This is a genomic window from Massilia hydrophila, assembly GCF_020208145.1.
Lineage (GTDB): Bacteria > Pseudomonadota > Gammaproteobacteria > Burkholderiales > Burkholderiaceae_D > Telluria > Telluria hydrophila.
In genome coordinates this window covers 299,410-309,137 of record NZ_JAHYBX010000004.1, presented here as the reverse complement: position 1 = coordinate 309,137, position 9,728 = coordinate 299,410, and the positions used below count along the sequence as shown (strand labels likewise).

At 68.5% G+C, this 9,728-nt stretch carries 7 protein-coding genes and 1 pseudogene; 3 read left to right on the top strand and 5 right to left on the bottom strand.

The window, feature by feature from the left end; translation table 11 throughout:
• A pseudogene (locus LE190_RS13315) lies at positions 1 to 97 on the top strand (IS5-like element ISDge16 family transposase); the annotation flags it as partial.
• A 17-nt stretch (positions 98 to 114) separates the two neighbouring features.
• Here the strand turns inward: LE190_RS13315 and LE190_RS13310 are convergent.
• Positions 115 to 693: a DNA-3-methyladenine glycosylase gene (locus tag LE190_RS13310; RefSeq protein ID WP_225239150.1), complete on the bottom strand. Its 579-nt coding sequence runs from the start codon at positions 691 to 693 to the stop codon at positions 115 to 117.
• Between the two features lie 156 nt (positions 694 to 849).
• Here LE190_RS13310 and LE190_RS13305 point away from each other — a divergent pair, with 156 nt between their 5' ends.
• Together LE190_RS13305 and LE190_RS13300 are read left to right on the top strand one after the other, a co-directional pair.
• Positions 850 to 1,707, top strand: a complete 858-nt coding sequence (locus LE190_RS13305) for an HDOD domain-containing protein (protein ID WP_225239149.1) — start codon at positions 850 to 852, stop codon at positions 1,705 to 1,707.
• Positions 1,708 to 1,774: 67 nt separating this feature from the next.
• A complete protein-coding gene (locus LE190_RS13300) occupies positions 1,775 to 2,953 on the top strand; it encodes a tetratricopeptide repeat protein (protein WP_225239148.1) in 1,179 nt (392 codons plus the stop codon).
• 12 nt (positions 2,954 to 2,965) lie between these two features.
• Here LE190_RS13300 and LE190_RS13295 read toward each other — a convergent pair whose 3' ends face one another.
• From LE190_RS13295 to LE190_RS13280, 4 genes are all read right to left on the bottom strand, one after another.
• On the bottom strand, positions 2,966 to 3,502 hold the full coding sequence (locus LE190_RS13295; RefSeq protein ID WP_225239147.1) for a DNA-deoxyinosine glycosylase: 537 nt from the start codon (positions 3,500 to 3,502) through the stop codon (positions 2,966 to 2,968).
• 71 nt (positions 3,503 to 3,573) lie between these two features.
• Positions 3,574 to 5,064 carry an efflux transporter outer membrane subunit gene (locus LE190_RS13290; protein WP_225239146.1) on the bottom strand — a complete coding sequence of 497 codons (1,491 nt, stop codon included), beginning with the start codon at positions 5,062 to 5,064 and terminating at the stop codon, positions 3,574 to 3,576.
• A 1-nt stretch (position 5,065) separates the two neighbouring features.
• On the bottom strand, positions 5,066 to 8,251 hold the full coding sequence (locus tag LE190_RS13285) for an efflux RND transporter permease subunit (RefSeq protein ID WP_225239145.1): 3,186 nt from the start codon (positions 8,249 to 8,251) through the stop codon (positions 5,066 to 5,068).
• 4 nt (positions 8,252 to 8,255) lie between these two features.
• Positions 8,256 to 9,449, bottom strand: coding sequence for an efflux RND transporter periplasmic adaptor subunit (locus LE190_RS13280; RefSeq protein ID WP_225239144.1), 1,194 nt, complete (start codon positions 9,447 to 9,449; stop codon positions 8,256 to 8,258).
• Positions 9,450 to 9,728 lie beyond the last annotated feature (279 nt).

Here is a 9,728-nt window from a genome sequence, read left to right as displayed (position 1 = left end):
GAAGGACTTCCGCGCCGTTGCAACGCGTTACGACAAGCGCGGCCATAACTACCTCGCCGCAGTCATCGTGGCGACAATAATGTTATGGCTTCCCTGAACTCAGTCAGACAGACCCTAGCGGAACGGCCGGCTGACGAAGCGCGAGCCGGCCAGCCCGAAGCGCCAGGGCACGTCGACCGCCTTCGAGATCCCGATGCGCGGCCCGGCCACCACCTCCAGCCCGGGCACGGCCGGCAGCAGGGCGAAAGGCGGCAACGCCAGCGCCATGCCGTTCAGGGCCCGGGTCACGCCCAGGGCCTGGCACAGCTTGCCGGGACCGGAACACAGCAGCCACACGTCCTCGGCATCGCGGCGCTGGCGCATCAGGTCCAGCCCGGCCACCGGCTCGAGCGCGCGGATCAGGACCCCGGCGCCATGCCCTTCCTCGCGGCAGACGAAGTTCAGGCACCAGTGGATGCCGTAGGAACGGTAAACATAGGCATGGGCGGGCGGTCCGAACATCGAGGCATTGCGCTCGGTAGGACCGGAAAAGGCGTGCGAGGCGGGGTCCTCGCGGTCGTAGGCTTCGGTCTCGACGATGCGTCCGCCCACGCCGTCCACCAGCACCGTCACCCCGATCAGCTGGCGCGCGACCAGCTCCGCCGGCTGGGTGAAATCGATTCCCGCGATGGTCGATATTGTCGAAATGGCCATGCGCGGATTCTAGCGTGTCGCCTGAACCGGTGTCGCTTTGGTGAAATTGACACATAAGATGAGCAGAGTGTCATCACTTTTTCATTGCTTTGATGCAATACCGAGATGCCTCGGGTATAGTGGGACGCTCTTTTCGACGCCACCTTGTCCGCGCCCATGAATACCGTCGCCGATCCCCTTCCCCAGTTCGACCAGGTCGACGCCCTGATCAAGTCGATCCGCATTCCGCCGCGTCCGAGCCTGCTGGCCGACATGCAGCGCGAACTGGCATCGGAAGACCCGTCGCCCGACGCGATCGGCAAGATCGTGGCGAGCGACGTCGGCATGTCCGGCGCGCTGCTCAAGCTGGCCAATTCTTCGATCTACGGCGGGCGGCGCAAGGCCAAGTCGATCGAGCAGGCGATCCTGTTTCTCGGCATCAACCAGGTGGCGGCCATGATGACCGGCCTGCTGGCGCGCCAGGCGATTCCCGCCAACAGCGCCTCGCTGGCCAGCTTCTGGGATACCTCGACCCGCCGCGCCCAGGCCATGGTGTTCCTGGCGCGCCGCCTGCGCATCGGCGAGCCGGACGTGGTCCATACCTTTGGCCTGTTCTGCGATACCGGCGTGCCGCTCCTGATCGAGCGCTTCGCCGACTACGCGGCCACCTATGCCGCCGCCTCGCTCGAGGCCGAGCGCCCGTTCACCGCGCTGGAAGAAGAGCGCCACCAGACCAGCCACGCCGCGGTCGGCTGCCTGCTGGCGCGCAACTGGGGCCTGTCGGGCGATGTCGGCTGGGCCATCCTGCACCACCACGACGTCGGGGTGCTGGGCGACGAGGCCACGTCCGGCGCGGTGCGCTCGCTGGTCGCGCTCTCGCTGCTGGCGGAACACGCGCTGTGCCGCTACCAGGGCCATGCCGAATCGCTCGAGTGGAACAAGGGCGGCGCCGCCGCCTGCGCCTACCTCGGGCTGTCCGACGACGAGACGGCCGAACTGCTGGACGAGCTGGCGGAGGCGTTTCACGAGGAGTGACGCCGCTTTGACATCGCTCCGGCACAGGCGGATACTGCGGCCTGTAAGTACGCCCCTGGAGTGAATCATGAAGCGCATCGCCGTCCTGCTGTCCCTGTCCCTGTCACTGCTTGGCGGCTGCGCCAGCGTGCAGCCTCCCGCCGCCCCGCCGCCCCTGTTCGCCGATGCGCGCTTCGCGCCGCCATCCGACAAGATCGGCGCCGATGACCTGTTCACCCTGAGCCCCGCCATGCGCGCCTACCTGGACAGCGCGGCGTTTACGCGCCAGCTGCGCCAGCAGGGCCAGCGCCACGGCCTGGTCAACGCGCTGTACAGCAAGACCGACCTGAAGCTCGAATACGAATCCTCGCGCACCCGCACCGCCGCCGAGACCTTTGCCGACCGCTCCGGCAATTGCCTGTCGCTGGTGATCATGACGGCGGCCTTCGCCAAGGAACTCGGCATGCCGGTGCGCTTTCGCAGCGTGGACGTGGACAGCACCTGGAGCCGCACGGCCGGCCTGTACATGGCGAGCGCGCACGTCAACATCAGCCTGGGCAGCCGGCGCGAGAGCGGCCTGCGCAGCACCGACCAGGACGACATGCTGCTGGTCGACTTCATCCCCCAGGACGAAGCCGCGCGCATCCGCGCCCGCGAACTGGACGAGCAGGACATCGTCGCGCTCTACCTGAACAACCGCGCGGCCGAGATGCTGGTGCAGGAGCGCCTGGACGACGCCTACTGGTGGGCGCGCGCGGCAGTGGCGCAGCGTCCCGGCATGGTGCCGGCCCTGAACACCCTGGCCGTGATCTACCAGCGCCACGGCGACCTGGCCCTGGCCGAGCAGACTTTCCGCGCCGCGCTCGAGCGCGAGCCGGAAAACATGACGGTGATGCGCAACCTGCAGCCGGTGCTGGCCACGCTCGGCAAGCAGCAGGAAGCGCAGGCGCTGGCGCAGCGCATTGCCAGCATCGAGCCCTTCCCGCCCTACTACCATTTCGACAAGGGCATGGTGGCGCTGCGCGAGGGCGACTACGGCAAGGCGCGCGAGCTGCTCGAACGCGAAGTCAGGCGCGCGCCCTACAACGACGAGTTCCGCTTCTGGCTCGGGGTGGCGCACCTGCGCCTGGGCGACCTCAAGCACGCGCGCGAGCAGATCGCCAAGGCGGTCGACACCAGCACGCGCCAGGAAACGCGGCAGGTCTATTCGGCCAAGCTGGCGCACCTGCGGCGGGTGGGCGCGGCCACCGGCACCATGATCCGCTGAACCGGTGCAGCCCTAGAACAGGGCTGCCTGCGCCGCAGGATCGTCCTCCCACGGCTCGGCCAGCCGGCGCCACACCGCAAGCTTCTGCGCAAAGTCCAGCGCCATGTGCGCGGGCGAACTCGATGGCAGCACCAGGGTGCGGTAGCCGGCCGCCGCGAACTGCGCGGCGAACTTGCCCGCGGCCTGCCCGTTGAAGCCCACCGTTGCCAGCGCCGGACACAGGCTGCGCAGGCGTTCGAAGTCGTTGGCGGCCGGCTTGCGGATGGCGGAGTCCAGGCTGCCCTCGCGTTCGCAGCCGGCCAGCACGTCCCACAGGCCGAAACCGTGCGCCAGCAGGCGCGGCAGGCGTTCTTCATAGGGCAGGCTGGCCAGGTCTTCATTGAGCACCGCCGAGATGAGCGGCCAGAACTGGTTGCGCGGGTGCGCGTAGTAGCGCCCGGCCGCGAGCGAGGCCGCTCCCGGGAAGCTGCCAAGGACGAGCACGCGCGTGTCCGGCGCGAGGACCGGGGCCAGGCCGGTCAGGGTGGGAGAGAGAGTGGAAGGCGTCATGCCACGATTGTAGCGGCCACGAAAAAAGGCGGCGGGCACGGCTGCCCCCGCCGCCAAGGGCAGAACCGGTATCAGCGCATTGTGAGGCTGGGGCCAGGGCCTGCGGAAGGTACAGGATCCCAGCCCCCGCCCAGGGCGCGGACCAGGGCCACGGTCGCCAGCGCGCGCTCGCCGCGCAGCTGCACCGCGCTGCGTTCGACGGCGGCCAGGTTGCGCTGCGCATCGAGCAGTTCCAGGTAGCTGGAACGGCCGGCGTCGTAGAGCTTCTGCGCCAGGCTGGCCGAACGCTGCGCCGCCAGCCGCGCCGCCTCGATCTGCTCGGCCTGGCCGGACAGGATGCGCAGGCCGGCCAGGTTGTCCTCGACCTCGGCAAAGGCCGCGAGCACGCTCTGGCGGTAGGCGCCCACCGACTCTTCCAGCGCCCCTTCACTGCGTTCCACATTGGCCCGGTTGCGGCCACCGTCGATCAGCGGCATCGTGCCCAGCAGGCCCAGCACCCAGGAACGGCTGCTCCACCTGAACACTTCCGACACGGCGCCACCGATGCCGCCCCCGGCGGCACTGATGTTCAGCGACGGGAACATGGCGCCGCGCGCCACGCCGATGCGGGCGTTCGCCGCTTCCATCGCGCGCTGGGCGGCAAGGATGTCGGGACGGCGCTCCAGCAGCGAAGATGGCAGGCCGGCCGGAATCGCGGGCAGCACCGTCGCCGCGGGGAGCGGGCTGTTGCCGGCCAGGTAGCGCGATGCGGGCTTGCCCAGCAGGACCGCCAGCGCATGCTCGGCGCTGGCGCGCTGGCGCTGCAGGCCGAGCGCTTCGGCACGGGCCGTCGCCAGTTCGGTGCGGGCACGCGACAGGTCGAATTCTCCGATGTCGCCCAGTTCGAAGCGCCGCTGCGTCACCCCCACCGATTCCTCGCGCAGGCGCACGGTGCGCTCCATCGTTTCCAGCTCGGCGTCGAGGGCGCGCAGGCGGAACCAGGTCTGGGCCACGTCCGCCTGCAAGGCCAGCAGCACCGAGCGGTAGTTGGCCTCGATCGTCGCCGCATCGCTGCGGGCCGCCGACACGTTTGCCGCCACGCGGCCGAACAGGTCCACTTCGTAGCTGGCGGTGAGGCTCGCCGTATAGCGCGTCACCGGCTGGACCGGGGCGCCTTGCTGCAGGCCGCTTTCCAGGGCCGCGGGGCGGGCGCGCTGGGCACCGATGCCGAGGCCGACCTGCGGCGCGCGCTCGCTTGCCGCGATGCCGGCGATCGCCCTCGCCTGCCTGACACGGCTGGCCGCCACCGCCAGGTTGGCGTTGTTGGCGCCCGCTTCCTCGATCAGGGCAGTGAGCGCCGGATCCCCGAAGGCCAGCCACCACTGGCCGCGCGGCTGCTGCCCGGCCGGCTGTGCAGGCTTCCAGCGCGACGCTTCGCTGCCTTCCGCCCCGGTGGGCAGCTGCGACTCCCGGAATGCCGTCGGCATCTCGATGGCCGGCTGACGGAACTCCGGCGTGGCGCAGGCCGTCAGCAGCAGGGCGGCCAGCAGCGGGGCCACGCCCCTTGCGATCATGCTGTTCATCTCAATGCACTCCTTCCAGGTCCAGGACCGGTGCTTTCGCTACCGGCGCTTTTTTCTCGAAACGCTTGCCGAGCGTGCGCAGCAGGACGTAGAACAGCGGCGTCAGGAACAGGCCGAAGAAGGTCACGCCCAGCATGCCGGCGAACACGGCGACACCCATCGCATGGCGCATCTCGGCGCCGGCGCCGCTCGAGAACACCAGCGGCACCACACCCATGATGAAAGCGATCGAGGTCATCAGGATCGGACGCAGGCGCAGGCGCGAGGCTTCCAGCGCGGCCTCGAACACGCTGCGGCCGTGGTCTTCCAGCTCGCGCGCGAACTCCACGATCAGGATCGCGTTCTTGGAGGCCAGGCCCACCAGCACGAACAGGGCGATCTGGGTGAAGATGTTGTTGTCGCCGCCGGTCAGCTTGACGCCCGCCAGTGCGCACAGGATCGACATCGGCACGATCAGGATCACCGCCAGCGGCAGGGTCCAGCTCTCGTACTGGGCGGCGAGCACCAGGAATACCAGCAGCACGCACAGCGGGAACACATAGACCATGGTGTTACCGGCCAGGATCTCCTGGTAGGTCAGCTCGGTCCACTCGTAGGCGATCCCCTTCGGCAGGGTTTCCCTGGCCAGCTCCTCCATGATGGCCCGGGCCTGGCCGGACGACACGCCCGGTGCCGCACCGCCGTTGATGTCGGCCGCCACGTAGTTGTTGTAGCGCTGGACGCGGTCCGGGCCATAGCTGTCCTTCAGCTGCATCAGCGAGGACAGCGGAATCATCTCGCCCTTGTCGTTGCGCACCTTCAGCTGCGCGATCTGCTCGGGCTGCGAGCGGAACTGGGCATCGGCCTGCACCCGCACCTGGTAGGTGCGGCCAAACTGGTTGAAGTCGTTCACGTACAGCGAACCCAGGTTCACCTGCAGGGTCTGGTAAATCGTGGCCAGCGGCACGCCGAGCTGCTTGGCTTTTACGCGGTCGACGTCCGCGAACAGCTGCGGCACATTGATCTGGTAGCTCGAGAACACGCCCGCCAGCTGCGGCGTGCCCCAGGCCTTGGCCTGCAGCGCCTGCGTGGCCTTGTACAGTTCGTCGTAACCGAGGTTGCCGCGGTCTTCCAGCATCAGCTTGAAGCCGCCGGTGGTGCCCAGGCCGTTCACCGGGGGTGGCGGCAGCACCATCACGAAGGCGTCCTCCACCGCGCCCATGCGCTTGTTGATCTCCGCGGCGATGGCTTCGGCCGTCTGCCCGGGTTGACCCTTGCGCTCACTGAAGGGCTTCAGCCCCGTGAACACGATGCCGGCGTTCGGCGCATTGGTAAAGCCGTTGATCGACAGGCCCGGGAACGCGATCGAGGATTCCACCCCCGGGATCTCCTTGGCGATGGCCGACATCTTGCGGATCACTTCATCGGTGCGGTCCAGCGAGGCGGCGTCCGGCAACTGGGCGAAACCGATCAGGTAGCCCTTGTCCTGGGCCGGCACGAAGCCCGGCGGCACCACCTTGAACATGAACACCGCGGCAATGCCCAGCGCCAGGTAGACGCCCAGCGTCGCGGCCTTGCGGCGCAGGACGGTCTTCACGCCGCCCTCGTAGCTGTGCGAGGCACGGCCGAAGAAGCGGTTGAAGGCGGCGAAGAAGCGGCCCAGCACCCGGTCCATGGCGCGCGTCAGGCGGTCCTTGGGCGCATCGTGTGATTTCAGGAGCGCGGCCGACATGGCCGGGGCAAGGGTCAGCGAAACAAAGGCCGAGATCACGGTCGAGATCGCGATGGTGAGCGCGAACTGGCGGTAGAACTGCCCGGTCAGGCCCGAGACAAAAGCGATCGGCACGAACACGGCGCACAGCACCAGGGCGATCGCGATGATCGGGCCCGAGACTTCCTTCATGGCCTGGATGGTGGCGTCATGCGGCGACAAACCGTTGCCGATGTTGCGCTCGACGTTTTCCACCACGACGATGGCGTCGTCGACCACGATGCCGATCGCCAGCACCAGCCCGAACAGCGACAGGGTATTGATCGAGAAGCCGAACATCAGCATCACGGCGAAGGTGCCGACTACCGACACCGGCACCGCCAGCAGCGGGATGATCGAGGCGCGCCAGGTCTGCAGGAACACGATCACGACCAGGGCCACCAGCACCACGGCTTCCAGCAGGGTCGTGATCACCGAGTCGATCGATTCGCGCACGAACTGGGTCGGGTCGTACACGATGCTGTACTCGACGCCTTCCGGGAAGTCCTTCGACAGCTCTTCCATCTTGGCGCGCACGTCGGAAGACAATTGCAGCGCGTTGGCATTGGGCGCCTCGAAGATCGGAATCGCCACCGCCGACTTGTTGTTGAGCAGCGAGCGCAGCGCGTAGGAGCTGGAGCCCATTTCCAGGCGCGCCACATCCTTCAGGCGCGTGACCGCGCCATCCTCGCCGGCCTTGACCACGATGTCGCCGAACTCCTCGACGTTTGATAAGCGGCCCTGGGTATTGACGGTCAGCTGGAACTCGGCTTCCCTGCTCGGCCCCTGGCCGACCACGCCGGCCGCGACCTGCACGTTCTGTTCGCGGATGGCGGCGACGACGTCGCCGGCGGTCAGGCTGCGCGCCGCCACCTTCTGCGGATCGAGCCAGACCCGCATCGCGTAGTCGCCCGAGCCGAACAGCTGGACCTCGCCCATGCCATCCAGGCGCGCCAGCTGGTCCTTGATGTTGAGCACCGCGTAGTTGCGCAGGTACAGGTCGTCGTAGCGGCCGCTGGGGGAGTTCAGGTGCACCACCATGGTCAGGTTCGGCGAACTCTTGACGGTGGTGACGCCGATCTGGCGCACCTCCTCGGGCAGGCGCGGCAGCGCGCGCTGCACCCGGTTCTGCACCTGGCTTTCGGCGCGGTCGATGTCGGTGCCGATCGCGAAGGTCAGGGTCAGGGCCAGGGCGCCGTCCGAGGTGTTCTGGGAGCTCATGTAGAGCATGTCCTCGATGCCGTTGATCTGCTCTTCCAGCGGCGCGGCCACGGTTTCGGCGATCACCTTGGGGTTGGCGCCCGGGTACTGGGCGCGCACCACCACCGACGGCGGCACCACCTCGGGGTACTCGGACACGGGCAGCTGGAAGATCGCGATCAGGCCGGCGACAAAGACGAGCACCGACAGCACGACCGCGAAGATCGGCTTGTCGACGAAGAAGCGGGAGAAGTTCATGTGCTTACTCCTTGGCGGCATGCAGGGCCAGCGTCGCGCCGTCCCGGGCGGCAAGCGCGGCATCCATCGGTACGATCTGCGGCGTGACCGGCGCGCCGGGACGCACCCGCTGCAGGCCGCCCACGACGATCTTTTCGCCCGCCTTCAGGCCCGAACGCACCACGCGCATGCCGTCCACCACCGGGCCAAGCTGGACCGGGCGGTACTCGGCTTTGCCGTCACTGCCGACCACCACCACGAACTTGCGGCTCTGGTCGGTGCCCACGGCGCGGTCGTTGATCACGATGCGCGGCTCGGCCACGCCGCTGCCCACCTGCACGCGGGCGAACAGGCCGGGCGCCAGCGCGCGCTCCGGATTGGCCAGTACGGCGCGCATGCGCACGCTGCCGGTGCGGGCATCGAGCTGGTTGTCGACGAATTCGAGCTTACCTGCATGCGGGAAGCCTTCTTCGTTGACCAGGCCCACCTTCACCACCGCCTCCCGGTCGCGCCGGGCGCCGACGCGCAGGTAGGTCTGTTCGTCGCCGTCGAAGCTGGCGTAGATGCGGTCCAGCGAGACCACCGAGGTGAGCACGGCGCTGGCGTCGACCAGGTTGCCGAGGGTGATCTCGGCCTTCGAGACGCGGCCATCGATCGGCGCGGTCACGCGGGTATAGGCCAGGTTCAGGCGCGCGGCCTCGTGCTGGGCCTGGGCGGCGCGGGCGCTGGCCTCGAGTTCCTTGTGGGCGGCCGCCTTTTCGTCGAACTCGCGCTGGGCAATGGCCTTGTCTTCGAGCAGGCGTTCGGCGCGCTGCAGTTCCAGGCGCGCCAGGTCGGCGCGGGCACGGGCCGCGCCGGCGGCGGCGCCGGCACGGTCGGCTTCTGCCTGGTAAGGGCGCGGGTCGATCGTGAACAGCAGCGCGCCCTTCTTCACGTCGGCACCCGGGCGGAAATGGACGGCGGTGATGTAGCCGCTCACGCGCGGCCGGATCTCGACCACCTCCACCGCTTCCAGGCGGCCCGAGAATTCCTGGGTCTCGGCGACCGGCTTCTCGATCACCAGCGCGGCCGATACCGGCGGCGGCGGGGGTGCGGCGGCCGCGCCGTCCTGGCTGTTGGCGTCGGCGCAGCCGGCGAGCACCGTACCGGCCAGGCCGGCGGCGGCGAGCAGGCCGGCGAGTGTCTTGAGACTGCCCATCCTGTGTAGTTGCTTATTCATGATCAACCTTTCTTATGCATGTACAAACTGAAGAGACAAAACGATCCCTGTCGCCGCCGGGCCGGAGCCGGAGGAGAGGCAAAAGGGGACCCGTCCACGCGCAGGGCGTGGTTGGCGGATGACGTGGAATTCAGGCGCCGCTCAGCGCGGTACGCGGGTAGCGGTCAACAGCGCTGGCGGCGGTCGGCAAGTGCTCGGTGCATGGCTCACCTCTTTCGTGGAACATCCCTCACGTCGCCGCAGCGACGGTTTTTGGGAAAAACGGGGCCTCCCTCCGTG